Raw genomic sequence first — 25,338 nt, 5'->3', positions numbered from 1 at the left:
ACCAAAAGGAATGGGATTCTTCTTAAAAAATCCGTTTATACTGCTTTTAACCAGGGAAATAAAAAAGCCCCGACTCGCGGGGCCTTCATTAACAGCAGTAAGAATTACTTCTTAGCAGCGCGTTCGAAAGAGGCGATGATTTCTGCTTTCGCCGCTTCTGCGTTGTCCCAGCCGTCAACTTTAACCCACTTGCCTTTTTCGAGATCTTTGTAGTGCTCGAAGAAGTGAGTGATCTGCGCTTTCAGCAGTTCTGGCAGGTCGTTCACATCTTTGATGTGATCGTATTCTTTGCTCAGCTTGGTGTGCGGTACCGCAACCAGCTTCGCATCTTCACCGGATTCGTCGGTCATTTTCAGCACGCCAACGGGACGGCAGCGAATCACTGCGCCTGGCTGCAGTGGGTATGGCGTTGGGACCAGCACGTCAACCGGGTCACCGTCCAGAGACAGGGTGTGGTTGATGTAACCGTAGTTGCACGGATAGAACATCGCGGTAGACATGAAACGGTCTACGAACAGGGCGCCGCTCTCTTTGTCCACTTCGTATTTGATCGGATCTGCGTTAGCCGGGATTTCGATAACTACGTAGATGTCTTCTGGCAGTTCTTTACCTGCTGGGACGTTGAGTAAGCTCATGTCGGTGTCCTTTAAAATGGATGGTAAACAAGTGGCAGGTATTATAGCCAACTCGCGCTGAATGTCTCCGCCTGTTTTCGCCTTCTCTCCACGTTCTTCCCACTTTTCAGACCGTTTCCATGACAGAAAAATCCATAAACTCAGCCGCATTTTTCATGGAGAAATGAAAGCGATTACAAACTTGTGATTAACGTTTTATTCACTTTTCTGAAGTGTGATGTAACGCAATTCGTTACATATTTCATGGGCTATAGTCATTCCGCAGAACATCTTTTAACCAACAATAACTCACCCTACGAGGACGTTCATATGTGGAAGCGCTTACTCCTGGTCACAGCCGTTTCGGCAGCCATGTCGTCTATGGCGATGGCCGCTCCCTTAACCGTAGGTTTTTCGCAAGTCGGCTCTGAATCTGGCTGGCGAGCGGCAGAAACCAACGTGGCGAAAAGCGAAGCTCAGAAACGCGGTATTACCCTGAAAATCGCCGATGGTCAGCAAAAACAAGAGAATCAGATCAAAGCCGTGCGCTCCTTTATCGCCCAGGGCGTGGATGCCATCTTTATTGCACCCGTCGTGGCGACCGGCTGGGAACCCGTCCTGAAGGAAGCGAAAGACGCTGAGATCCCGGTCTTCCTGCTCGACCGTTCCATCGACGTCAAAGACAAATCCCTCTATATGACCACCGTGACCGCCAACAACGTGCTTGAAGGGCAATTGATTGGCGACTGGCTGGTGAAACAGGTCGACGGCAAGCCGTGTAACGTCGTTGAACTGCAGGGCACTGTCGGCGCGAGCGTGGCCATCGACCGTAAAAAAGGCTTTGCTGAGGCCATTGCTAAAGCGCCAAACATCAAGATTATCCGCTCTCAGTCCGGCGACTTTACGCGCAGTAAAGGTAAAGAGGTCATGGAGAGCTTCATTAAGGCTGAAAACAACGGCAAGAACATCTGCATGGTTTACGCCCACAACGATGACATGGCGATCGGTGCGATTCAGGCCATTAAAGAAGCGGGCCTGAAGCCGGGCAAAGATATCCTCACCGGCTCTATCGACGGCGTGCCGGACATCTATAAAGCAATGATCGACGGCGAAGCCAACGCCAGCGTGGAGCTGACGCCAAACATGGCGGGCCCGGCATTCGACGCGCTGGAGAAATTCAAGAAAGACGGCACGATGCCTGAGAAGGTGACGGTCACCAAGTCCACGCTCTACCTGCCTGACACGGCGAAAGAAGAGTTAGAGAAGAAGAAAAATATGGGCTACTAAGCCTGTCTGAACATGCCGGGTGGCGCTGCGCCATCCGGCTTGATGCAGGGGGAAACCATGACCACTGAACAACACCAGGAAATCCTCCGCACAGAGGGCTTGAGCAAATTCTTCCCCGGCGTAAAAGCGCTGGATAACGTTGATTTTAGCCTGCGGCGTGGGGAGATCATGGCGCTGCTGGGCGAGAACGGCGCGGGAAAATCGACGCTGATTAAATCCCTCACCGGCGTTTATCACGCCGATCGCGGCACCATCTGGCTGGAAGGCAACGCCATTTCGCCGAAAAATACCGCCCATGCCCAGCAGCTGGGGATCGGGACGGTGTACCAGGAAGTAAACCTGCTGCCGAATATGTCGGTGGCGGATAATCTGTTTATTGGCCGTGAGCCGCGACGTTTTGGCCTGCTGCGCCGCAAAGAGATGGAGGCGCGGGCGACAAAGCTGATGGAATCGTACGGCTTCTCCCTCGACGTCCGCGAGCCGCTGAACCGCTTTTCCGTGGCGATGCAGCAGATCGTCGCCATCTGTCGCGCGATCGATCTCTCCGCGAAGGTACTCATCCTCGACGAACCCACCGCCAGCCTCGATACCCAGGAGGTGGAGATGCTCTTTACCCTGATGCGCCAGCTGCGCGATCAGGGCGTCAGCCTGATCTTCGTTACCCACTTCCTCGATCAGGTATATGAGGTAAGCGATCGCATCACGGTGCTGCGCAACGGCAGCTTTGTCGGCTGCCGCGAAACCCGCGAGCTGCCGCAGATCGAACTGGTGAAAATGATGCTGGGCCGCGAGCTGGAAACCAATGCCCTTCAGCGCGCCGGGCGCACGCTGCTGAGCGAGAAACCGGTCGCCGCGTTCAGCGATTACGGCAAGAAAGGCGTGATATCGCCGTTTAATCTGGAAGTCCGCCCGGGCGAAATTGTCGGGCTGGCGGGCCTGCTGGGCTCCGGTCGGACCGAAACCGCCGAGGTGATCTTCGGGATCAAACCGGCCGACAGCGGCAGCGCGCTGATCAAGGGCAAACCGCAAACCTTACGATCGCCGCATCAGGCCTCCTGCCTGGGCGTCGGCTTCTGCCCGGAAGACCGAAAAACGGACGGTATTATTGCCGCGGCCTCGGTGCGGGAAAATATCATCCTGGCGCTGCAGGCCCAGCGCGGCTGGCTGCGCCCGATCCCCCGTAAAGAGCAAAACGCCATCGCCGAGCGCTTTATCCGTCAGCTGGGTATTCGTACCCCGAGCGCGGAACAGCCTATTGAGTTCCTCTCCGGCGGTAACCAGCAGAAGGTGCTGCTGTCACGCTGGCTGCTGACCAAACCCCAGTTCCTGATCCTCGATGAACCAACCCGCGGCATTGACGTGGGGGCGCACGCCGAAATTATCCGGCTTATCGAAACCCTGTGCGCGGACGGTCTGGCGTTGCTGGTTATTTCGTCCGAGCTGGAAGAGCTGGTGGGCTATGCCGATCGCGTCATCATCATGCGCGATCGCAAACAGGTGGCTGAGATCCCGCTGGATAAGCTGTCCGTTCCGGCGATTATGAATGCCATCGCGGCATAAGGAGTAAATCGTGATGCCCCGTTCGCTTTCGCAAACCGGTGAGTCAAAGCGCCGATTCAGCTGGCCAACCGGCACGCCGCAAATCGCAGCGCTGCTGGTTGTTCTGCTGGTTGATAGCCTGGTCGCGCCGCATTTCTTCCAGATTATCGTGCAGGATGGTCGCCTGTTTGGCAGCCCGATAGACATTCTAAACCNCATTTCTTCCAGATTATCGTGCAGGATGGTCGCCTGTTTGGCAGCCCGATAGACATTCTAAACCGTGCCGCGCCGGTGGCGCTGCTGGCCATCGGGATGACGCTGGTCATCGCCACCGGCGGGATTGACCTTTCCGTCGGCGCGGTGATGGCCATCGCCGGGGCCACGGCAGCCTCCATGACCGTATCCGGACACAGCCTGCCGGTGGTACTGCTGGCGGCCTTAGGCACCGGCGTGCTGGCCGGATTATGGAACGGCATTCTGGTGGCGGTGCTGAAAATTCAGCCCTTTGTCGCCACCCTTATCTTAATGGTGGCCGGGCGCGGCGTGGCGCAGCTGATTACCTCCGGACAGATTGTCACCTTTAACTCGCCGAGCCTGGCGTGGATCGGGAGCGGCAACCTGCTGTTCTTCCCGACGCCGGTGATTATTGCCCTGGCCACGCTCGTTGTCTTCTGGCTTTTCACCCGCAAAACGGCGCTGGGCATGTTCATTGAAGCCGTCGGGATCAACATCCGCGCCGCGCGCAACGCCGGGGTCAACACCCGCCTGATGGTGATGCTGACCTACGTGCTGAGCGGCGTCTGCGCCGCCATCGCCGGGGTCATCGTCGCGGCGGATATTCGCGGGGCCGATGCCAATAACGCGGGACTCTGGCTGGAGCTGGACGCGATCCTCGCGGTAGTGATCGGCGGTGGATCGCTGATGGGCGGGCGCTTTAACCTGCTGCTCTCGGTAATTGGCGCGCTGATCATTCAGGGAATGAACACCGGGATCCTGCTTTCGGGGTTCCAGCCGGAACTCAACCAGGTGGTGAAAGCGGTGGTCGTGCTTTGCGTGCTGATCGTCCAGTCGCCGCGCTTTGTCAGCATCATTAAGGGGATCCGTGGCCATGATAAAACGTAATTTACCGTTGATGATCACGCTGGGCGTGTTTGTGCTGGGGTACCTCTACTGCCTCACCCAATTCCCCGGTTTTGCGTCGACGCGCGTGATTTGCAATATCCTGACCGATAACGCCTTTTTAGGCATCATCGCCGTCGGGATGACCTTTGTGATCCTCTCCGGCGGGATCGATCTCTCCGTCGGGTCGGTGATCGCGTTTACGGGCGTGTTCCTCGCGAAGGCGATCGGCTTCTGGGGGATCTCTCCGCTGGTGGCGTTTCCGCTGGTGCTGGCGATGGGCTGTGCGTTTGGCGCCTTTATGGGGCTGCTGATCGACGCGTTAAAAATTCCGGCGTTTATCATTACCCTCGCGGGAATGTTCTTCCTCCGTGGAGTGAGCTATCTGGTGTCGGAAGAGTCGATTCCGATTAACCATCCGGTGTACGACACGCTCTCCAGCCTGGCCTGGAAAATTCCCGGCGGCGGCCGCCTGAGCGCGATGGGGCTGCTGATGCTGGGCGTGGTGGTGATTGGCATCTTCCTCGCCCACCGTACCCGGTTTGGCAATCAGGTTTACGCCATCGGCGGTAACGCCACGTCGGCAAACCTGATGGGGATCTCCACCCGCAGTACCACCATCCGCATCTATATGCTCTCGACCGGCCTGGCGACGCTGGCGGGTATCGTCTTCTCGGTGTATACCCAGGCGGGCTATGCCCTTGCAGGCGTGGGCGTGGAGCTGGATGCGATTGCTTCTGTGGTTATCGGCGGCACGCTGCTGAGCGGTGGGGTCGGTACCGTGCTTGGAACGCTGTTCGGCGTGGCTATCCAGGGGCTGATACAAACCTATATCAACTTTGACGGCACGCTCAGCTCCTGGTGGACGAAGATCGCCATCGGCATTCTGTTGTTTATTTTTATTGCCCTGCAGCGCGGTCTTACGGTGCTCTGGGAGAACCGCCAAAGCTCACCTGTTACCCGCGTAAACACATCGGTAACAGAGCGATAACACGCTGAATTTGCTTAAAGTCTAAACATTTTCCGGTAGCGGCCGATACTCTTTTTTTATGCCCAGAAATATCTCGCTACCGGAAATAATATCATGCTTAAAACGCTATCGATTCGTACCGGCTTGCTCTCTTTACTGGCCGTTATGACCCTTCTGCTGCTGATTGTCAGCGGCATTGGCATTTATGCCCTCACACAGAGTTCTTCTTCACTGCAGCGTATTAATCACCTTCAGGGTGAGCAGATGGTGCAGCTTAATTCAGGCTATACGCTGATCCTGCGCGCGCGCAATGAGGCGGGCCAGGCCGTCCGCATGATGGAAATCGGCATGCTGGACGATGCGGCCAAAGCGGTAAAAAACATCAATCAGGAAGTTGCCCTGGCCCAGAAAACGCTGAAAGGCGTGATCGACGGCGGCGTGGCTGACGAGCAGGGGCAACAGCTGCTCGATAAAGTGGCGGCCAGCCTGGCGACCTATAGCCAGCAGGGGATCAACCCGATGCTGAAAACCCTGAATGACCAGAGCGCGGACGGGTATTACGATCTGCTGGAGAAGACGCTGATTCCGGTGGCGAAGCAGTTTGATAACGATATGCAGGCGTTTCAGAAATGGAGCGAAGCGCGTGGTCAGGCGGAAGTGAGCGCCGTGCAGGCGAGCAAAACCCGCGTCCTGATCCTGATTATCGTCGCCGCGCTGCTGACGGCGGGCATTATCGTGCTCGCGTGGCTGGCGCTGCGCCATATGCTGCTCAAGCCGCTTTCGGCCTCGATCGCTCAGCTGGAGAACGTGGCGGCGGGGGATTTAACCCATACGCTGAATGCCCCCGCGAGCCAGGAATTTAACCGCCTCAACGCGGTGATAGAGCAGATGCGACAGTCGCTAATGAACTCGGTTATGCGAGTACGCGATGCCAGCGCGCAGATTGACACCGGTAGCCGCGAGCTGACGCTGGGGAACCGCGATCTTGCCGAGCGTACGGAATCCACCGCCACGTCGCTGGAGCAGACGGCGGCCAGCATGGAACAGATCACCGCGACGGTGAAGCTCAACGCCGATAACGCCGAGCAGGCGCACCAGCTGGCGAAGTCGGTGTCCGACACGGCCGATCACGGTAGCGAAATGGTCTGCTACGTAATTGAAAAAATGCGCGATATCTCGGGCAGCTCGGCGCGCATCGCCGACATCCTGAGCGTGATCGACGGTATTGCCTTCCAGACCAATATTCTGGCGCTTAACGCCTCCGTGGAAGCGGCGCGCGCGGGCGAGCAGGGGCGCGGGTTTGCCGTCGTCGCGGGCGAAGTGCGAAACCTTGCCAGCCGCAGCGCCGACGCGGCGAAAGAGATCCGATCGCTTATCAGCGATTCGCAGACCCACGTTAACGAGGGCAGCGAGCTGGCCCAGCAGGCTGGCGAAACCATGGACGAAATCGCAACAGAAGTGCTGCGCATGACCAAACTGATGCGTGAGATTGCGACCGCGTCTCAGGAGCAGAGCCGTGGTATTGAGCAGGTGAATATTGCGGTGAATCAGATGGACGAAACCGCGCAGCAGAATGCGGCGCTGGTGCAGCAATCCTCCGCCGCGACCCGCTCCCTTGAGGAGCAGTCGCGTCAGCTGATGGAAGCCATGTCATCATTCAAAGTGACGACTCAGACCGCTGCATAATATTACCCAGCCCCGGTACGTTCTGTGCCGGGGTTTTATTTTTTCCGGAATTAACTGCCGCAATATTATCGTGAATATCACCCATTAATATTTCCAGCGAACTGGTTAAGGCTAACGCTTTTTCCGTCGGTTCAAGGTATAAACCTTTGCGGAAAAATAACGGTTCATCAAAGAGTTGATTAAAACGCTTTAAGGCCAGGCTCACCGCCGGACGTGACATCTCCAGACGCAAAGAGGCTTTTGCCATGCTGCCGCAGCGGACGACTTCAATAAATACAGGGATAAGATTTAAATCAATGCCGGTATTAGCACGGGAATAATTTTTCATTACGTTTCTGCTCCACGAAATATCTGTCAAACTGTTATGGAAATAATGCAGGAGCAGTGGTGAATATTAAAGCATGTTTTTTATAAACACTTATACGGTAAAATATATAAATGACCAGGGGAGCCAGAACGGCTCCCCTGTAGAGAGGCATTACGCGTCCGGGTACTCGCGGATAAAACGTTCAACGTCTTCAACCATGTGGTTGTTGCCGACGAAGAATGAACGGCGCTGGTGAAGGCTTTCCGGCACGATATCCAGAATACGCTCTTTACCGTCGCTCGCCTTGCCGCCCGCCTGTTCGGCGAGGAACGCCATCGGGTTGCACTCGTACAGCAGACGCAGCTTCCCGTCCGGGTGGCTGGCGGTGCTTGGGTAGAGGTAGATACCACCTTTCAGCAGGTTACGGTGGAAATCCGCGACCAGAGAGCCAATATAGCGGGACGTGTACGGGCGCTGGGTCGCTTTATCTTCTTCCTGGCAGAATTTAATGTACTTCTTCACGCCGTTCGGGAAGCGGATGTAGTTGCCTTCGTTGATGGAGTAGGTGTTGCCCTTCTCCGGGAAGCGCATGCGTTCCTGGCTCAGGCAGAAAACGCCGAGTGAAGGATCGTACGTAAAGGCGTGAACTCCGCAACCGGTGGTGTACACCAGCATGGTGGAGGAGCCATAAACGACGTAACCGGCAGCAACCTGGTTAATGCCCGGCTGCAGGAAATCTTCTTCGGTTACCGGCGTGCCGACAGGCGTGACGCGGCGGTAGATGGAGAAAATGGTACCGACAGAAACGTTAACGTCGATGTTTGAGGAACCGTCGAGCGGATCCATCAGAACAACGTATTTCGCGTGTTCACACCCTTCGAAAACAACAATTTCATCTTCTTCTTCGGAGGCGATACCCGCAACGATGTCGCGCGCGCGCAGTGCAGCTTTCAGTTTTTCATTTGCGAACAGATCGAGTTTCTGCTGAACCTCGCCCTGAACGTTCTCGGCACCGCTGGCACCCAGGATATCGACCAGACCGGCCTTGTTGATATCGCGGTGGATGATCTTAGCGCCCAGCTTTATTGCCGACAGCAAAGCAGTGAGTTCACCGGTAGCATGAGAGAACTCGTGCTGCTTTTCGACAATAAATTCACCTAACGTTTTCATAACACTTTCCCTGCATCTTTGTGAGTAGAGCGATTGTATGTTCACTAAAACGACTAAAGCCCAACAATCTTAACAAACATTCAAATATTAGCGCAGAGGTGAATCGCGCCAGCAGGATACGGATTTTCCTGAAATGCGTTTCACACCCGCTAACATGTGAGTAAAATGTGCGCCACATTGAAGAAGGATAGTGACGTATGCGCATTCATATATTGGGGATTTGTGGCACTTTCATGGGCGGACTGGCAATGCTGGCGCGCTCGCTGGGCCATGAAGTGACGGGTTCGGACGCCAATGTGTATCCGCCAATGAGCACACTTCTGGAGAAACAGGGCATCTCGTTAATTCAGGGCTACGATGCCAGCCAGCTGGATCCCGAGCCGGACCTGGTGATCATCGGCAACGCCATGACCCGCGGCAATCCGTGCGTCGAGGCGGTTCTGGAACGCAATATTCCGTTCATGTCCGGTCCGCAGTGGCTGCATGACTTCGTCCTGCGCGACCGCTGGGTGGTTGCCGTTGCCGGTACCCATGGCAAAACCACGACCGCAGGGATGGCGACCTGGATCCTCGAAGCCTGCGGCTACAAGCCGGGCTTCGTGATTGGCGGCGTACCGGGTAATTTCGACGTTTCTGCGCGTCTGGGCGACAGCCCGTTCTTCGTGATCGAAGCCGACGAATACGACTGCGCGTTCTTCGACAAGCGCTCCAAGTTCGTGCACTACTGCCCGCGCACGCTGATCCTCAACAACCTTGAGTTCGACCACGCGGATATTTTTGACGACCTGAAAGCGATCCAGAAACAGTTCCACCACCTGGTGCGCATTGTTCCGGGCCAGGGGCGCATCATCCTGCCGGAAAACGACATCAACCTGAAGCAGACGATGGCGATGGGCTGCTGGAGCGAGCAGGAGCTGGTGGGCGAGCAGGGCCACTGGCAGGCGAAGAAGCTCAACGCCGATGCTTCCGAGTGGGAAGTGCTGCTCGACGGTGAAAAAGTGGGTGAGGTGAAGTGGGGCCTGGTGGGCGAGCACAACATGCACAACGGCCTGATGGCCATTGCTGCGGCGCGTCACGTGGGCGTTCAGCCTGCGGATGCGGCCAATGCGCTAGGTTCGTTTATCAATGCCCGTCGCCGCCTGGAGCTGCGCGGTGAAGCCCACGGCGTTAGCGTGTATGACGATTTCGCGCACCACCCAACGGCCATTCTGGCGACGCTTGCCGCCCTGCGCGGCAAGGTCGGCGGGACGGCCCGCATTCTGGCGGTGCTGGAACCGCGCTCGAACACCATGAAGATGGGCATCTGCAAAGACGATCTCGCGCCGTCATTAGGACGCGCCGATGAGGTCTTCCTGCTGCAGCCGCAGCATATTCCATGGCAGGTGGCTGAAGTAGCCGATGCCTGCATTCAGCCTGCGCACTGGAGTGCGGACGTGGATGCGCTCGCGGATATGGTGGTGAAAGCCGCTCAGCCCGGCGACCATATTCTGGTGATGAGCAACGGCGGGTTCGGTGGGATCCATCAGAAGCTGCTGGACGGTCTGGCGAAGAAAGCGGAAGCGGCAGCCGACGCGTAAAAAAAGCCCGGTGGCGCTCGCGCTTACCGGGCCTACGTTCTTTTCTCCCTCGCCCCTTCGGGGTGAGGGGAACGAATTACTCTTCGTTCTCAGACAGCTCGCGCAGATACTGGAAAATCAGGCGCGCGGACTTCGGCGGCTTATTCCCTTCTTTCTCTTTCTTCGCGTTGCGGATCAAGGAACGCAGCTGCTGGCGGTCGGCATCCGGCCACAGGTTTAGCACTTCCGGCACGGCGTCATCACCCTGTTCAATCAGACGATCGCGGATCTGCTCCAGCTTATGGAACAGCGCAACCTGCTGGTTGTGGCGGTTTTTCAGCTTGTCCAGCGCCTGGCGGATCGGATCGACGTCGCGCTGACGCAGCATTTTCCCGATAAGCTGAAGCTGGCGACGACGGCCTTCTTTCTTGATTTTCTGTGCCAGTTCAATGGCATCGCGCAGATCCTGGTCGAGCGGGATCTTGTCCAGCGCGTTTTTACCCAGTTCTACCATTTCCGCGCCAAGCTGTTTTAACTCTTCGGCGTCACGTTTAATTTCACTTTTACTGACCCAGATGATCTCATCATCTTCGTCTTCGATGTCATCACCGGGAACGTCGTCGAGCCAGTCTTCGGGCTGCTTAGTCATGTCAGGCTCCTTAAAAAAAGAGGCTAATGTTACCAGTTAAGACGCGCACTGAAAAACGGTTCTCTGTTAGACTTCAGTTAACTCTCTCTTACAGTATGGCATTTGCGATGAAAGTAACCTCACAAGTTGAAGCGCAGCGTAAGATTCTGGAAGAAGCCGTCTCCACCGCGCTGATGCTTGCTTCAGAAAAATCAGATGGCGCCGAAGTGGCGGTCAGCAAAACCACCGGCATCAGCGTAAGTACCCGCTATGGTGAAGTGGAGAACGTAGAATTCAACAGCGATGGCGCGCTTGGGATCACGGTGTATCACCAGAACCGCAAAGGCAGCGCGTCATCCACCGATCTCAGCCCGGATGCCATTGCCCGCACGGTGCAGGCGGCGCTGGATATCGCCCGTTATACCTCCCCGGATCCTTACGCAGGCGTGGCGGATAAAGACCTGCTGGCGTTTGACGCGCCGGATCTCGATCTTTTCCACCCGGCGGAAGTGACCCCGGACGAAGCGATCGAACTGGCCGCGCGCGCCGAGCAGGCTTCGCTGCAGGCCGATAAGCGCATCACCAATACCGAAGGCGGCAGCTTTAACAGCCACTACGGCATCAAAGTCTTCGGCAATAGCCACGGCATGCTGCAGGGCTACTGCTCCACCCGTCATTCGCTCTCCAGCTGCGTCATCGCCGAAGAGAACGGTGACATGGAGCGTGACTACGCCTACACCATTGGCCGCGCGCTGGGGGATTTGCAGTCTCCTGAGTGGGTGGGTAAAGAGTGTGCCGAACGCACGCTGTCACGCCTGTCGCCGCGTAAACTCTCCACCATGAAGGCCCCGGTCATTTTTGCCAACGAAGTGGCAACCGGTCTGTTTGGCCATCTGGTGGGCGCTATCGCGGGCGGCTCGGTTTACCGTAAATCGACCTTCCTGCTCGACTCGCTGGGCAAGCAGATCCTGCCGGAATGGCTCACCATTGAAGAACATCCGCACCTGCTGAAAGGGCTGGCCTCCACGCCGTTCGACAGCGAAGGCGTGCGCACCGAACGTCGCGATATCGTCAAAGACGGTATTCTGACCCAGTGGCTGCTGACCAACTACTCCGCGCGCAAGCTGGGGCTGAAAAGCACCGGACACGCTGGCGGCATCCACAACTGGCGCATTGCCGGACAGGGCCTGAACTTTGAGCAGATGCTGAAAGAGATGGGCACCGGTCTGGTAGTCACCGAGCTGATGGGTCAGGGCGTAAGCGGCATCACTGGAGACTACTCGCGCGGCGCGGCGGGCTTCTGGGTGGAAAACGGCGAAATCCAGTATCCGGTGAGCGAAATTACCATCGCCGGTAACCTTAAGGACATGTGGCGCAATATCGTTACGGTCGGTAACGATATTGAAACACGTAGCAATATACAGTGTGGTTCTGTACTTCTGCCGGAAATGAAAATCGCCGGTCAGTAATATCCGTAAAGGCGTTTTAATAATAAAAAAGGAAGTGAGCAATGCGTAAACATCTGTTAGCGATCGTCGCGGCTTCAACGCTGGTTCTTGGCTCTTCTGCGTTTGCTGCCGATCTTGAAGACGACATGGGCATCCTCGGTCAAAACCTGAAGGTGGTGCAGAAAACCGACAATGCGGCTGAAATGAAAGACGCGCTGACCAAAATGCGTGAAGCGGCGCTGGACGCACAAAAAGCGACGCCTCCTAAGCTGGAAAGCAAAGCGGCAGACAGCGCAGAGATGAAAGACTACCGCCACGGCTTTGACGTGCTGGTCGGCCAGATCGACGGCGCGCTGAAGCTGGCTAACGAAGGCAAAGTGAAGGAAGCCCAGGCGGCGGCCGAGCAGTTTGTGACGACCCGTAACACGTATCACAAGAAATACCGTTAACCGATCGCGCATCTGACAAACAACCAGCGGGGGCCAGCGGCTCCCGTTTTTTTTACGCGGTAATAAGTAAACCCTATCGCCATCACATTTTTGCGTCACCACGCCTGAACGTTTCGTTTCCCTTGCGCGCGTTTTGCCGCTGGAATACGTGATATTCATCACGCAAATACCGGGATTAATTCAGATTCACCGCATTTATGTGGCACAGATCACTGCTGCGGCTCGCCTTTCCACTTCGAAGTGGAAAACAACTCGCTACAAACAATTCCCCCCCAACGTTAGTTTTATTCCAGAGCCATTAACGGGGTAAGACCAGTGATTAACGGAGCGGTAATGAACGACGTTGGGGAACAGGCGGAGCAAACAGAACAGCTCGCGAACACCATGCTGCAGCAGGTTTATGCCCTGCTGGCCCGGAACAACATCATCCCCAATGCGGTACAGGAGCAGATGCTCACCTCCCACGTGCGCGCCATGGCGCACCGGTCCGTGACCGGCGAGCCGCTGCCGGAGGTTGAAGCAGAGCTGTTTGACGAAATTTCACCGGATTCAATGCGGCTCGCCCGTGAAGTGGTCGCGCAGTTTGGCAACCTTCCTGATGAAGAAGCCTGGCTGCTCTCCGTTCACTTTGAAGTCGCGAAAGACAACCTTTAAGGAGCAACACATGGAACAGATTACAGTCGTGATTGGCGATCGCCTGGGTAAAGGTCAGAAAGTGGCTGCCGGTGTGGAAAAAGCAGGTGGACGCGCGGTGGTCGTACCGGGCATGGCGGCGGACATGAAGCTCGGCGACGTGATGAAAGCGGAAAACGCCACCTTCGGCATCTCCTTCTGCGGCAGCGGCGGCGCGGGTGCCATCACTGCCCAAACCAAATATGGCTACAAGGCCAAATACGGCATGCGTTCCGTGGAAGAGGGCATGACCGCCATTAACGAAGGCTGCAACGTGCTGGGCTTCGGCTTTATGGATAAAGAAGAGCTGGGCGAGCGTCTGGTGCAGGCGTGGCAGAAGAAATACGGCGCATAAGCATGAAAGAACAGTTCACAACCACGGTGAGAGTGAAGGGCAAAGGCGACGCCAAAGCGCGCGCCTTTGCCGACGCGCTCAACCACGTTCAGGCCGCGGTGATGAAAGCCTCACCGCATATCTTACTGCGTATTGAGCCACAGGATGTGCAGGTCGTTCAGGCGCAAGAAGCGGTGCGAAAAGAAGCGTTTCTGTTCTTCTTTCTGCGCCGGGAAAGACGCACCTACAGCGTGGAGCTGGATGTGACCGTCAACGTGACCGCCATCAATCTTGACCAGGTGGATTTCGTCACGCAACGCTGATTATTCATAAAAGGGCAGACTGATGTTCTTAATTATATTAATAAAATCGCTCATCATTGGCGGCCTGGTTGGCGTCGGTGTGGGTGCCGGGGCTGCACGCATGTTTCATGCGCCTACCACTCAGGGTATGGGCGCGTTTCGTACGTTGGGGGAACTGAACTCCTGTGAAGGGGATCCGGCGTCCCACTTCTCCTTTGGGTTAGGTTTCTTCTTTAACGCCTGGGCCTCTTCCGTGGCCGCAGGGGCTTTCACACAGGACGTTGACCACCGCATCATCCCGAACTGGGGTGCTGCTGCACTGATGATCAAAAACCGTAACGTCGGCGAAACGCTGCACGATCCCCGCAAAATGGCGATTGCCTGCGGCGTGATTGGCATGCTCGTCGTCACCTTCCTGAACCTGACCGCCTCCTCCGTTCCGGCAGCGCTTCAGGTCACCGCCGTGAAGGTGCTGGTACCGGCGGCAAACCTGCTGGTGAACACCGTGATGCCGGTGATCTTCTGGCTGGCGGCCATCGACGCGGGTAAAAAATCGGGCTTCTGGGCCACCATCTTCGGCGGCGCGGCGCAGCTGATCATGGGCAACGCCGTACCGGGCCTGGTGCTGGGGATCCTGATCGGGAAAGGCGTGGAAGAGAGCGGCTGGAACCACGTCACCAAAGTGATGATGGCGGCTATCGTTCTGCTCTTCGTGCTGAGCGGCTTCTTCCGCGGCTTCGACATGAAGATGATCGAATCCTTCCATCTGACCGTGCCGAACTGGCTCGACATGATCCACAACTCGCTCAGCGGTAAATAACAGGAGCCTCTAAATGGAACAGAATAAAGGTTTTTGGTATGCCGACTGGTCGTTCCCGATCTTCGTTGGCCTGCTCTCCTCCGGCGTTTTCGCCGGGACGCACATGTACTACCTCTACGGCATCGGCGCGTTTAACGAAGTGGCCTTCGTAGCGATGCTAAAAGCGGGGATCGATACCGGCGTCTACGGCGCGGTGGCGGCGTTCGGCGCGAGCTTCCTGTTCGCCCGTATTATCGAAGGGTCGCTGGTCGGTATTCTCGACATCGGCGGGGCGATCCAGACCGGCGTAGGCCTCGGCGTTCCGGCGCTGCTGCTGGGAGCGGGCATCATGTTCCCGGTGACCAACTTCATTGCCGCGCTGATTACCGGCCTGGTGATTGGTCTGGCGATTGGCTACGTCATCATCCTGGCGCGTAAGTTCACCATCAACCAGAGCAACTCCACCTACGGCGCAGACGTGATGATGGGCGCGGGCAACGCCTCCGGCCGCTTCCTCGGGCCGTTGATTATCCTCAGCGCCATGACCGCCTCCATTCCTATCGGCGTAGGTTCCCTGCTGGGTGCGCTGGTGTTCTACATCTGGCAGAAGCCGATCACCGGTGGCGCCATTCTCGGCGCGATGCTGTTGGGCTGGCTGTTCCCGGTCGCCCTTTAATACCCGCGGGCGCTAAGGCGCCCGCCTTATCAGGAGATCCTCATGTTTGATTTACTCCTGCGCCGTGCGCGCCTTGCCGACGATACCCTGACCGATATCGCCATTCAGGACGGGAAGATCGCGGCGCTGGGCGACATTGACGCCCCCGCGCATAAAACGGTTGAGCTGAACGGCGACGTGTTCGTCAGCGCAGGCTGGATTGACTCTCACGTTCACTGTTACCCGAACTCCCCGATTTACCACGACGAGCCGGACAGCGTGGGTATTGCCACCGGCGTCACCTCCGTAGTGGACGCGGGCAGTACCGGTGCCGACGACGTGGATGATTTCTATAAAATCACCCGCAGCGCCTCCACCGAGGTATTTGCCCTGCTGAATATCTCCCGCGTGGGGCTGATTGCCCAGAACGAGCTGGCCAACATGGCGAATATCGACGCTGACGCGGTGAAGCAGGCGGTGAAGCGCCACCCTGATTTCATCGTCGGCCTGAAGGCGCGCATGAGCAGCAGCGTGGTCGGTGAAAACGGCATCACGCCGCTGGAGCGCGCCAAAGCCATCCAGAAAGAGAACGGCGACCTGCCGCTGATGGTGCACATCGGCAACAACCCGCCGAACCTCGACGAAATTGCCGAGCTGCTGAGCTCCGGAGACATCATCACCCACTGCTACAACGGCAAGCCCAACCGCATTCTGACGCCCTCCGGCGAGCTGCGCGCCTCCATCACCTCCGCTCTGAAGCGCGGCGTACGTCTGGACGTGGGGCACGGCACGGCGAGCTTTAGCTTTGAGGTGGCAAAACGCGCCATCGCGATGGGCATTCTGCCGCACACCATCAGCTCGGACATCTACTGCCGCAACCGCATCAACGGCCCGGTCGGCTCGCTGGCAAGCGTGATGTCGAAGTTTCTCGCCATCGGCATGTCGCTGCCGCAGGTGATTGACTGCGTGACTGCGAACGCCGCCGACGGCCTGCGCCTGGCGCGCAAGGGGCGCATCCAGCCGGGTCTCGACGCCGACCTGACGCTGTTTACGCTTAAGCGCCAGCCGACGGTGCTGACGGATGCCGAAAACGACAGCCTGCAGGCTGAACACATTCTGGTGCCGCTTGCCGCGATCCGCGCGGGCAAGGGCTACATGACCGAACAAGGGAGCACGGAACATGCCTTCGATTTATGAGAAGTACAACTTAAAGCAGGTGATCAATACCTCCGGCCGCATGACGGCGCTGGGCGTCTCCACGCCGCGCCCGGAAGTGGTGCAGGCGGCGATGGACGGCATGAATCACTATTTCGAGATGAAGGATCTGGTCAATAAAACCGGGGAATACATCGCGAAGCTGCTGGATGTGGAAGGCGCGACGGTGGTTTCCTGCGCGTCGGCGGGCATAGCCCAGTCGGTGGCGGCGGTGCTGGTCAAAGACAGCGACTGGCTGCTGGAAAACCTGCACGTGACCCCGATTGAGAACAACGAAATCGTCCTGCCGAAAGGCCACAACGTAAACTTTGGCGCGCCGGTGGGCACCATGGTGGCGCTGGGCGGCGGCAAGCTGGTGGAGGCGGGCTACGCCAACGAATGCTCTGCCGATCAGCTGGCGGCGGCGATCACCCCGCGCACGGCGGCGATCCTCTACATCAAATCGCACCACTGCGTGCAGAAAAGCATGCTCAGCGTCGGGCAGGCGGCGGTGGTGGCGCGCAAGCACGATCTCCCGCTGATCGTCGATGCGGCGGCGGAAGAAGATCTGCACGCGTACTACCGATCCGGCGCCGATCTGGTGATCTACAGCGGCGCGAAGGCGATTGAAGGCCCAACCAGCGGGCTGGTGATCGGCAAAACCCAGTACGTTGAGTGGGTGAAGCGTCAGACCGCGGGCATAGGCCGCGCGATGAAGGTGGGGAAAGAGGGCATTCTTGGCCTGACCTGCGCCATCGAACACTACCTTACCGCGACCAAAGAGAGCGGGGCCGAGATGGTGGCGAAGATGACGCCGTTTATCGAGGCGCTCAACACCCTGAACGGCGTGACCGCGCGCGTGGTCTGGGACAGCGCCGGTCGCGATATCGCCCGTACCGAGATTAAGTTCGACGAAGCCACGACCGGCGTCGGCACGGGCGATCTGGTGGCGAAGCTCAAGCAGGGCGAATACGCCATTTACTTCCGTGGCTACAAGGCCAATGAAGGGATTATCGAGGCGGACGTGCGCAGCGTGAACGCTGATCAGCTGAACATCGTCTACCGCCGCATTAGCGAAGTATTAGGACAGGAGAAAAACGCATGAAACTGACCCCCAACTTTTACCGTGACCGCGTCTGCCTGAACGTGCTGGCAGGATCGAAAGCCAACGCCAGCGCCATTTACGAGGCGGCAGAAGGTCACGTGCTGGTGGGCGTGCTCTCCAAAAATTACCCGGACGTGGCGAGCGCCGTTGCCGATATGCGTGAATACGCCGAGCTGATTGAGAACGCCCTCTCCGTTGGGCTGGGCGCGGGCGATCCGAACCAGTCTGCTATGGTGAGTGAAATCTCCCGTCAGGTGCAGCCGCAGCATGTTAACCAGGTCTTTACCGGCGTGGCCACCAGCCGCGCGCTGCTGGGGCAGAATGAGTCGGTGGTCAACGGTCTGGTCTCTCCAACCGGCACCGTCGGGATGGTCAAAATCTCCACCGGACCGCTGAGCAGCAACGCTCCGGACGGCATTGTGCCAGTTGAAACCGCGATTGCCCTGCTGAAGGATTTCGGCGGCAGCTCCATCAAATACTTCCCGATGGGCGGCCTGAAGTGCCGTGACGAGTACAAAGCGGTGGCGGAAGCCTGCGCCCGTCACGACTTCTGGCTGGAGCCGACCGGAGGTATCGATCTGGAAAACTATGAGGAGATCCTGCAGATCGCCCTCGACGCGGGCGTGAGCAAAATCATCCCGCATATCTACAGCTCGATTATCGACAAAGCCAGCGGCGACACGCGCCCGGAAGACGTGCGTACGCTGCTGGAAATGACGAAAAAGCTGGTGAAGTAGTATCTGCCCTCATCCTAACCCTCTCCCAAAGGGAGAGGGAAACTTTACCCCCCTCTCCCTTTGGGAGAGGGCCGGGGTGAGGGAAAACAAACCGCACAAACCTGAAGGAGCCACCATGCATACCCGTACCCTGCTTGTTGCTTCACTCTCAATGTTCGCCAACGCCGCTATCGCCCAGACGCAGTACGCCTGGGTGGGCACCTACACCCCTAACGGCGAAGGGCTGTACCGCTTTACCGTTGACCCGCAAAGCGGCGCGCTGGCGAATAAAACGCTGGTGAGCAAGCTGCCGAACGCCGCGCAGCTGGCCGTCTCGCACGACGGCAAAACGCTGTATCTGGCAAGCGAAGTGGAGCAGGGCGTGGTGCAGGCGCTGCGGGTGGGGGATAACGGCCAGCTGAGCGAGCTGAATCAGGTGGCCTCCGGCGGCGCGGGGCCGGTTTACCTGTCGCTGACGCCGAACGGTCGCCATCTTCTGGTGGCGAACTACGTCAGCGGATCTATCGCAGTGCTGCCCGTTAAAGCAGACGGCAGCCTGGGTGAGGCTACGGATAAGCATCAGGATCAGGGCGAGCCGGGCGCGGCGAAGCCGGAAGCGGCAGCGGAGGGCAGCTTTGCCATCAGCGATCATAACGGCCCACACGCGCACATGATCGCCGCCGATCCGAGCGGGAAATACGTCTTTTCCACCGATCTTGGGCTGGATCGCCTCTACCAGTACCGTTTTGACGATCGAACAGGGAAGCTGACGCCGAACGATCCGCCGTTTATCAACGCCTCCTCAAAAGGCGCCGGGCCGCGCCACTTTGTCTTTACGCCAAAAGGCGATGCCCTGTGGCTGATTAACGAAGAGGCGTCTACGCTCACCCATTATACCGTGAGCGCCAACGGCACCTTAAAAGAGGGCAAAACGCTTTCAGCCCTGCCGGAAGGCTACAAAGGCACCAGCTTTGCTGCCGGGCTCGCATTAAGCGCCGACGGTAAACAGCTGTATGTGGCTAACCGTTTGCATAACAGCATCGGGCACTTTACCGTAACAGCGGAGGGAACGCTGACGCATCAGGACGACGTCTGGACGCGCGGCGACTACCCGCGCACCCTGACGCTCGATAAGCAGGGGCGCTGGCTGTACGTCATGAACCAGCGCAGCGACAACATCACCCGTTTCCGCGTGGCGCAGGACGGGAAATTGAGCTTCGAGCCAGACTATACCCCGGTCGGCAGCCCATCCCAGATGGTCATTTCACCTTAAGCTGTAATAAGAGGACAAGCCCGTGCGATTTCCGAACCAACGTTTAGCGCAACTGTTCGATCTGTTGCAAAACGAGACGCTGCCGCAGGACGAGCTGGCGCAGCGGCTGTCGGTCTCCACGCGAACCGTCCGTGCCGATATCACCGCCCTGAACGCGCTGCTGGCTGGCCACGGCGCGCAGTTTATATTGAGCCGGGGCAACGGCTATCAGCTCAAAATTGATGATGCCCAGCGCTACCAGCAGCTGCTGGCATCCCACCCGCGCGCGCTGCGTATTCCCCGGACCGGGCCGGAGCGCGTGCACTATCTGGTGGTGCGTTTTCTCACCTCGGCGTTTTCTCTTAAGCTTGAGGATCTGGCGGACGAGTGGTTTGTCAGCCGCGCCACGCTGCAAAGCGACATGGCCGAAGTCCGCGAGTGGTTCCACCGCTATAACCTGACGCTGGAAACGCGTCCTCGCCACGGCATGAAGCTGTTTGGCAGCGAGATGTCGACCCGCGCCTGCCTGACCGATCTGCTCTGGGAGCTTGCGCAGCAGGACAGCCTGAACCCGCTGGTGACCGACGTGGCGCTGAATGCAGGCGTGGCGGAGCAGATGGTGCCCGTGCTGCACGAGGCGCTGACGCGTCATCACATCCGTCTGACCGATGAAGGCGAGCTGTTCCTGCGCCTGTACTGTGCGGTATCGGTACGGCGCATCAGCGAGGGCTATCCGCTGCCGGAATTCCACGCCGAAGACGTGGAAGAGAACGTGCGCGAGGCGGCGAAGGATATCGCCGTCACTATCCAGCAGCTGGCGGGCAAAGCGCTTTCACCTTCGGAGGAGAGCTGGCTGTGCGTGCACATTGCGGCGCGGCAGATTCAGGAGATTGCCCCGAGCGCAATTAACGCGGATGACGACGAAGCGCTGGTCAACTACATCCTGCGCTATATCAACACCCACTATAACTACAACCTGCTGAGCGACGCGCAGCTGCACGCGGACCTGCTCACGCACATCAAAACCATGATCACCCGCGTGCGGTATCAAATCATGATCCCCAATCCGCTGCTGGATAACATCAAGCAGCACTACCCGATGGCGTGGGATATGACCTTGGCGGCGGTGTCGAGCTGGGGAAAATACACGCCTTATGTGATCAGCGAAAACGAGATTGGTTTCCTGGTGCTGCATATCGGCGTCGGGCTGGAGCGCCACTACAACATCGGCTACCAGCGTCAGCCGCGCGTACTGCTGGTGTGCGACGCAGGTAATGCCATGGTCCGCATGATTGAAGCGGTGCTGCAGCGCAAGTACCCGCAAATTGAGGTGGCCCGCACGCTCACCCTGCGCGAGTACGAGCTGGCGGAAACGATTAGCGAAGACTTTGTGATCGCCACCGCCCGCGTCAGCGAAAAGTCCAAACCGGTGGTGACGATCGCCCCGTTCCCGACCGATTACCAGTTAGAGCAGATCGGCAAGCTGGTGCTGGTGGACCGCACCCGCCCGTGGATGCTGGATAAATACTTCGACGCGGCCCATTTCCGCATTATCGACAAGCCCGTTGACCAGCAAACGCTGTTTCGCGAGCTGTGCGCGCAGCTTGAAGGCGAGGGGTTTGTCGGCGCGGAGTTCCTGGATTCGGTCGTCGAGCGTGAAGCCATCGTCAGCACCATGCTCGGCGACGGCATCGCGCTGCCGCACTCCCTCGGCCTTTTAGCGCAGAAAACCGTGGTCTATACCGTGCTCGCCCCGCACGGCGTACAGTGGGGCGACGAAACCGCGCACGTCATCTTCCTGCTCGCCATCAGCAAAAGCGAATACGAAGAGGCGATGGCGATTTACGATATCTTCGTCACCTTCCTGCGTGAACGGGCGATGTCGCGGCTCTGTAGCTGCAGTGACTTTGCCGAATTTAAGGCGGTGGCAATGGAGAGTTTGAGTCGGTTTTGAGAGGCATTATCCAGAATTCGATGTAATGCGAATGTAATGCTAAACTGCATTACACATTCGATTTTACCGGAGGCATAATGGCCACGCTGAACGTCCGTCTGGATGACAAACTCAAAAACGAGGCTTATGCCGTGCTGGAAAAACTCAATATCACCCCAACGGAAGCCGTGCGATTACTGTTTCAGTACGTCGCGGAGACGGGACGTATGCCGGTGAAAACGGTCACGATTAGCGACAGCGAAGATGCGCTGATACAGACGGTCCGGGAGCGACTGGCGAATCCGCAAAAGGGAATCAAGGTTAGTCTGGATGACTTATGAACTGGCATTTGACCCGAGGGCGTTAAAGGAGTGGAGCAAGCTGGGGCAGACTGTAAAAGACCAGTTTAAGAAGAAACTTGCGGACGTGCTGGTAAACCCCAGGGTCGAATCGGCCCGCCTGCATGGTCTGCCGGATTGCTACAAAATAAAACTCAGAACGCAGGGTTATCGTTTGGTCTATCAGGTTCAGGACAACGTTGTAACGGTATTTGTTATCGCTATCGGTAAGCGAGAGAAATCAGCCGTTTATCATGATGCAAACAAACGGCTTTAGCGATCATCGTAAATGGTGCACAACCTGGTTGCTGCTGCCGCGCCAAATCAGCGCCGGGTCTTTTAAATCCTGCACGAACTTGCCGTCAACCAGGACGTTAATCAGATCCACCACTTCCATTTGCTGCGCGTTCAGCTCATCCAGCCTGTAGCCTGTCCAGACCCAGATATCTTTTCCCGGACACTCTCCCCGAATGCGCTTCACCAGCTTCAGGATATCCGGCACGTTTTGCGGGTGCAGGGGGTCGCCGCCGGAGAGCGAGATCCCCTGGCGTTTGATGCGCGTGTCGTTAAGGTCGTTGACGATCCGGTCTTCCATTTCGGCGGTGAACGGCATGCCGGAATTCAGGCGCCAGGTGCTTTTGTTATAGCAGCCGGGGCATTCGTGGACGCAGCCTGAGACGAACAGGGTGCAGCGGGTGCCGGGACCGTTGACGATGTCGACGGGGTAGTATTGATGATATCGCATAGAAAATGTCCAGAGAATTTGTGCCCGCTGATGCCCTCACCCCGACCCTCTCCCACAGGGAGAGGGAGAAAACCGGCGGCCGGAATAACAATGTGCTCGATCGGTCCCCTCTCCCTTGAGGGAGAGGGGTAGGGTGAGGGGTAGAACCCTGCGCAGAACTTACCCGATCTGCCCATTCCCCAAATGCTTCACGCGACGCTTCACCTCTTCCTGCTTGCCGGCGTTAAACGGACGCGCGTCCGGGCTGCCGAGATATCCGCATACGCGACGGGTCACGGAGACGCGAGCCGCATCGTGGTTGCCGCATTTCGGGCAGGTAAAGCCTTTGCTGGTGCACTCAAACTCGCCGGTAAAGCCGCACTCGTAGCACTCGTCGATTGGCGTGTTGGTCCCGTAATACGGCACGTGCTGATAGCTGTAATCCCACACGTCTTCCAGCGCCTTCAGGTTGTGCTGAATGTTAGGGTACTCGCCGTAGCAGATGAAGCCGCCGCTGGCGATCGGTGGATACGCTGCTTCAAAGTCGATCTTGTCATACGGGTTCACCTTTTTCTCCACGTCGAGGTGGAAGCTGTTGGTGTAATACCCTTTGTCGGTCACGCCTTCCACAATCCCGAACTCGGCGGTGTCCAGACGGCAGAAGCGGTCGCACAGGTTCTCGCTCGGGGTGCTGTAGAGGCTAAACCCGTAGCCGGTTTCCTCTTTCCACTGGTCAACCGCGTCGCGCAGGCGCTGAACAATCGCAATGCCTTTTTCGCGCAGGGCCTCGCTGTCGTACATATGCGTATCGCCAGCCAATGCGTTGATGGTCTCGTGAATACCGATATAGCCCAGCGAAATCGACGCGCGACCGTTTTTGAAGATCTCAGACACGTCATCGTCCGCTTTCAGGCGCACTCCGCAGGCTCCTTCCATATAGAGGATCGGCGCGACGCGGGCTTTGACCCCTTCAAGGCGCGCAATGCGGGTCATCAGCGCCTTACGCGCCAGCTGCAGACGCTCGTCCAGCAGCGTCCAGAATTCCGCTTCATTGCCTTTCGCCTCCAGCGCGATGCGCGGCAGGTTCAGGCTGATGACGCCCAGGTTGTTGCGCCCGTCGTGGATCTGCTCGCCGTTTTCATCTTCGTACACGCCGAGGAAGCTGCGGCAGCCCATTGGCGTTTTAAACGAACCGGTCACTTTGACGACCTGATCGTAGTTCAGGATGTCCGGGTACATGCGCTTGCTCGCGCACTCCAGCGCCAGCTGTTTGATGTCGTAGTTTGGATCGCCAAACTTGTGGTTCAGGCCGTCGCGAATGGCAAAGACCAGTTTCGGGAACACCGCCGTTTTGCGGTTCTTGCCGAGGCCGGAAATGCGGTTGCGCAGGATGGACTGCTGGATCAGGCGCGATTCCCAGCTGGTGCCCAGACCAAACCCGAAGGTTACAAACGGCGTCTGGCCGTTGGCGGTGTGCAGCGTGTTCACCTCATACTCCAGCGACTGGAAGGCGTCGTAGCACTCTTTCTCGGTGCGGGAGTGCGCGTAGCCGTCGGAGTCCGGGATCTGCCACTCTTCGGCCGTTTTACGATGCTTGTTGAAGCTTGCCGTCACGAACGGGGCCAGCACTTCATCAATGCGGTTAATCGTGGTGCCGCCATAAATATGGCTGGCGACCTGAGCGATAATCTGCGCGGTGACGGCAGTGGCCGTGGAGATTGATTTAGGCGGTTCAATCTCGGCGTTACCCATTTTAAAACCGTGGGTCAGCATGCCCTTCAGGTCGATCAGCATGCAGTTGAACATAGGGAAGAACGGCGAATAGTCGAGATCGTGGTAGTGAATTTCACCGCGCTCGTGCGCCGACACCACGTCGCGCGGCAGCAGGTGCTGACGGGCATAGTGTTTGGCGACGATACCGGCCAGCAGGTCGCGCTGGGTCGGGATCACTTTACTGTCTTTGTTGGCGTTTTCATTGAGCAGGGCGGAGTTGGTCTGCTCCACCAGGCCACGGATCTCCTGGTTCAGACGACCGCGCTTCTCACGCTGCACGTCACGATCGTGACGGTACTCAATGTAGGCACGCGCCAGCTGCTTGTAAGGCCCCGCCATCAGCTGGTTCTCAACCGCGGTCTGGATCTCGTTGATATCGACCTGGCTGCGTTCGTTCATCTGGCTGCTAACGACTTCTGCGACGGTGGCGCAGTAATCTGCGTCATCGACTCCCGCTGCTTTAGCTGCACGCAGAATGGCTTCCTGGATGCGCTCTGATTTAAACGGCACTTTACAGCCATCACGTTTCATCACATGCGGTGTCATGATCACTCCATTTTTTGAAAACAGGTTATCCACAGAGGTGGAGAAGTAATAACCGGGCGTATTCCCCGCCGGGCCAAAGACTTCCCGCGTTCCCAGCTCGTGTTATCCACAATTCCGGCCAGCGTAAGCGCCGTCTTGTTGTTGGAATAGTAGACGATAAATACAAGATGTTGGGTCGGAGTGCATTTTAAGTGCTATATATAGTGATTTGCATCAAACATG

General features: G+C 57.7%; 25 protein-coding genes and 1 pseudogene. 20 read left to right on the top strand and 6 right to left on the bottom strand.

Annotation, left to right across the window (positions count from 1 at the left end; all coding sequences use genetic code 11):
• Nucleotides 1–104: 104 nt before the first annotated feature.
• Nucleotides 105–635 (bottom strand): inorganic diphosphatase, encoded by a 531-nt coding sequence (gene ppa, locus SPG90_RS17170; protein ID WP_008501423.1) that lies wholly within the window; start codon nucleotides 633–635, stop codon nucleotides 105–107.
• 309 nt (nucleotides 636–944) lie between these two features.
• On the opposite strand from ppa, the gene ytfQ reads away from it, so the two are divergent.
• From ytfQ to SPG90_RS17145, 5 genes and pseudogenes are all read left to right on the top strand, one after another.
• Complete coding sequence (gene ytfQ / locus SPG90_RS17165) at nucleotides 945–1,901, top strand: galactofuranose ABC transporter substrate-binding protein YtfQ (RefSeq protein ID WP_045402315.1); 957 nt, start codon at nucleotides 945–947, stop codon at nucleotides 1,899–1,901.
• A gap of 57 nt (nucleotides 1,902–1,958) precedes the next feature.
• Entirely contained in the window at nucleotides 1,959–3,461 is a 1,503-nt protein-coding gene (gene ytfR / locus SPG90_RS17160) for a galactofuranose ABC transporter, ATP-binding protein YtfR (RefSeq protein ID WP_008501421.1), read from the top strand.
• 10 nt (nucleotides 3,462–3,471) lie between these two features.
• A pseudogene (locus SPG90_RS17155) lies at nucleotides 3,472–4,562 on the top strand (ABC transporter permease).
• Nucleotides 4,549–5,550: a galactofuranose ABC transporter, permease protein YjfF gene (gene yjfF / locus SPG90_RS17150; RefSeq protein ID WP_023293434.1), complete on the top strand. Its 1,002-nt coding sequence runs from the start codon at nucleotides 4,549–4,551 to the stop codon at nucleotides 5,548–5,550. The pseudogene SPG90_RS17155 and the gene yjfF overlap by 14 nt, the downstream one beginning before the upstream one ends.
• 93 nt (nucleotides 5,551–5,643) lie before the next feature.
• Nucleotides 5,644–7,215: a methyl-accepting chemotaxis protein gene (locus SPG90_RS17145; RefSeq protein ID WP_048702586.1), complete on the top strand. Its 1,572-nt coding sequence runs from the start codon at nucleotides 5,644–5,646 to the stop codon at nucleotides 7,213–7,215.
• Here SPG90_RS17145 and SPG90_RS17140 read toward each other — a convergent pair.
• Nucleotides 7,187–7,543: a helix-turn-helix domain-containing protein gene (locus SPG90_RS17140; RefSeq protein ID WP_109845722.1), complete on the bottom strand. Its 357-nt coding sequence runs from the start codon at nucleotides 7,541–7,543 to the stop codon at nucleotides 7,187–7,189. The genes SPG90_RS17145 and SPG90_RS17140 overlap by 29 nt on opposite strands.
• A 150-nt stretch (nucleotides 7,544–7,693) precedes the next feature.
• Nucleotides 7,694–8,692, bottom strand: coding sequence for a class 1 fructose-bisphosphatase (fbp, locus tag SPG90_RS17135; RefSeq protein ID WP_023310178.1), 999 nt, complete (start codon nucleotides 8,690–8,692; stop codon nucleotides 7,694–7,696).
• Between the two features lie 197 nt (nucleotides 8,693–8,889).
• Between fbp and mpl the strand changes: the two genes are divergently transcribed.
• Nucleotides 8,890–10,269 carry a UDP-N-acetylmuramate:L-alanyl-gamma-D-glutamyl-meso-diaminopimelate ligase gene (gene mpl / locus SPG90_RS17130; RefSeq protein WP_248162527.1) on the top strand — a complete coding sequence of 460 codons (1,380 nt, stop codon included), beginning with the start codon at nucleotides 8,890–8,892 and terminating at the stop codon, nucleotides 10,267–10,269.
• Between the two features lie 76 nt (nucleotides 10,270–10,345).
• Here mpl and yjgA read toward each other — a convergent pair whose 3' ends face one another.
• Nucleotides 10,346–10,897: a ribosome biogenesis factor YjgA gene (yjgA, locus tag SPG90_RS17125; protein WP_008501414.1), complete on the bottom strand. Its 552-nt coding sequence runs from the start codon at nucleotides 10,895–10,897 to the stop codon at nucleotides 10,346–10,348.
• A gap of 95 nt (nucleotides 10,898–10,992) precedes the next feature.
• On the opposite strand from yjgA, the gene pmbA reads away from it, so the two are divergent.
• The 14 genes from pmbA to SPG90_RS17055 all read left to right on the top strand — a co-directional run bounded on the left by pmbA (nucleotide 10,993) and on the right by SPG90_RS17055 (nucleotide 22,350).
• Nucleotides 10,993–12,345, top strand: coding sequence for a metalloprotease PmbA (pmbA, locus tag SPG90_RS17120; protein ID WP_008501413.1), 1,353 nt, complete (start codon nucleotides 10,993–10,995; stop codon nucleotides 12,343–12,345).
• 41 nt (nucleotides 12,346–12,386) lie between these two features.
• Complete coding sequence (gene cybC, locus SPG90_RS17115) at nucleotides 12,387–12,773, top strand: cytochrome b562 (RefSeq protein ID WP_008501412.1); 387 nt, start codon at nucleotides 12,387–12,389, stop codon at nucleotides 12,771–12,773.
• Nucleotides 12,774–13,088: 315 nt separating this feature from the next.
• Complete coding sequence (locus tag SPG90_RS17110; protein WP_025911967.1) at nucleotides 13,089–13,427, top strand: glycine dehydrogenase; 339 nt, start codon at nucleotides 13,089–13,091, stop codon at nucleotides 13,425–13,427.
• A 10-nt stretch (nucleotides 13,428–13,437) separates the two neighbouring features.
• On the top strand, nucleotides 13,438–13,800 hold the full coding sequence (locus SPG90_RS17105; protein ID WP_045402325.1) for an SFCGS family glycine-rich protein: 363 nt from the start codon (nucleotides 13,438–13,440) through the stop codon (nucleotides 13,798–13,800).
• 2 nt (nucleotides 13,801–13,802) lie between these two features.
• The gene (locus SPG90_RS17100) at nucleotides 13,803–14,102 is read left to right on the top strand and encodes a DUF4312 family protein (RefSeq protein ID WP_006810338.1); all 300 of its coding nucleotides are present in this window, start codon (nucleotides 13,803–13,805) and stop codon (nucleotides 14,100–14,102) included.
• Nucleotides 14,103–14,124: 22 nt separating this feature from the next.
• Entirely contained in the window at nucleotides 14,125–14,901 is a 777-nt protein-coding gene (locus tag SPG90_RS17095; protein ID WP_023310182.1) for a DUF4311 domain-containing protein, read from the top strand.
• Nucleotides 14,902–14,914: 13 nt separating this feature from the next.
• Nucleotides 14,915–15,556: a DUF4310 family protein gene (locus SPG90_RS17090; protein ID WP_023310183.1), complete on the top strand. Its 642-nt coding sequence runs from the start codon at nucleotides 14,915–14,917 to the stop codon at nucleotides 15,554–15,556.
• Nucleotides 15,557–15,598: 42 nt separating this feature from the next.
• Nucleotides 15,599–16,732: an amidohydrolase/deacetylase family metallohydrolase gene (locus tag SPG90_RS17085; protein WP_126303704.1), complete on the top strand. Its 1,134-nt coding sequence runs from the start codon at nucleotides 15,599–15,601 to the stop codon at nucleotides 16,730–16,732.
• Complete coding sequence (locus tag SPG90_RS17080; protein WP_059445136.1) at nucleotides 16,716–17,834, top strand: DgaE family pyridoxal phosphate-dependent ammonia lyase; 1,119 nt, start codon at nucleotides 16,716–16,718, stop codon at nucleotides 17,832–17,834. The genes SPG90_RS17085 and SPG90_RS17080 overlap by 17 nt, the downstream gene beginning before the upstream one ends.
• Complete coding sequence (gene dagF / locus SPG90_RS17075; protein WP_126303702.1) at nucleotides 17,831–18,571, top strand: 2-dehydro-3-deoxy-phosphogluconate aldolase; 741 nt, start codon at nucleotides 17,831–17,833, stop codon at nucleotides 18,569–18,571. Before SPG90_RS17080 ends, dagF begins: the two co-directional genes overlap by 4 nt.
• Before the next feature lie 115 nt (nucleotides 18,572–18,686).
• Nucleotides 18,687–19,823 (top strand): lactonase family protein, encoded by a 1,137-nt coding sequence (locus SPG90_RS17070; protein WP_126303701.1) that lies wholly within the window; start codon nucleotides 18,687–18,689, stop codon nucleotides 19,821–19,823.
• 22 nt (nucleotides 19,824–19,845) lie between these two features.
• Entirely contained in the window at nucleotides 19,846–21,756 is a 1,911-nt protein-coding gene (locus SPG90_RS17065) for a BglG family transcription antiterminator (RefSeq protein ID WP_126303698.1), read from the top strand.
• Between the two features lie 77 nt (nucleotides 21,757–21,833).
• Nucleotides 21,834–22,076: a type II toxin-antitoxin system RelB/DinJ family antitoxin gene (locus tag SPG90_RS17060; protein WP_008501400.1), complete on the top strand. Its 243-nt coding sequence runs from the start codon at nucleotides 21,834–21,836 to the stop codon at nucleotides 22,074–22,076.
• Nucleotides 22,066–22,350 carry a type II toxin-antitoxin system RelE family toxin gene (locus SPG90_RS17055; protein ID WP_045402335.1) on the top strand — a complete coding sequence of 95 codons (285 nt, stop codon included), beginning with the start codon at nucleotides 22,066–22,068 and terminating at the stop codon, nucleotides 22,348–22,350. The genes SPG90_RS17060 and SPG90_RS17055 overlap by 11 nt, the downstream gene beginning before the upstream one ends.
• 3 nt (nucleotides 22,351–22,353) lie before the next feature.
• Here the strand turns inward: SPG90_RS17055 and nrdG are convergent, their stop codons facing one another.
• Entirely contained in the window at nucleotides 22,354–22,818 is a 465-nt protein-coding gene (nrdG, locus tag SPG90_RS17050) for an anaerobic ribonucleoside-triphosphate reductase-activating protein (RefSeq protein ID WP_047742993.1), read from the bottom strand.
• A 159-nt stretch (nucleotides 22,819–22,977) separates the two neighbouring features.
• Nucleotides 22,978–25,116: an anaerobic ribonucleoside-triphosphate reductase gene (gene nrdD / locus SPG90_RS17045; RefSeq protein ID WP_322408255.1), complete on the bottom strand. Its 2,139-nt coding sequence runs from the start codon at nucleotides 25,114–25,116 to the stop codon at nucleotides 22,978–22,980.
• Nucleotides 25,117–25,338: the final 222 nt, after the last annotated feature.

The sequence above is a fragment of the Enterobacter sp. D2 genome (assembly GCF_034427575.1).
Taxonomy (GTDB): Bacteria; Pseudomonadota; Gammaproteobacteria; order Enterobacterales; family Enterobacteriaceae; genus Enterobacter; species Enterobacter cloacae_M.
This window is presented reverse-complemented; position numbering and strand designations above follow the sequence as displayed.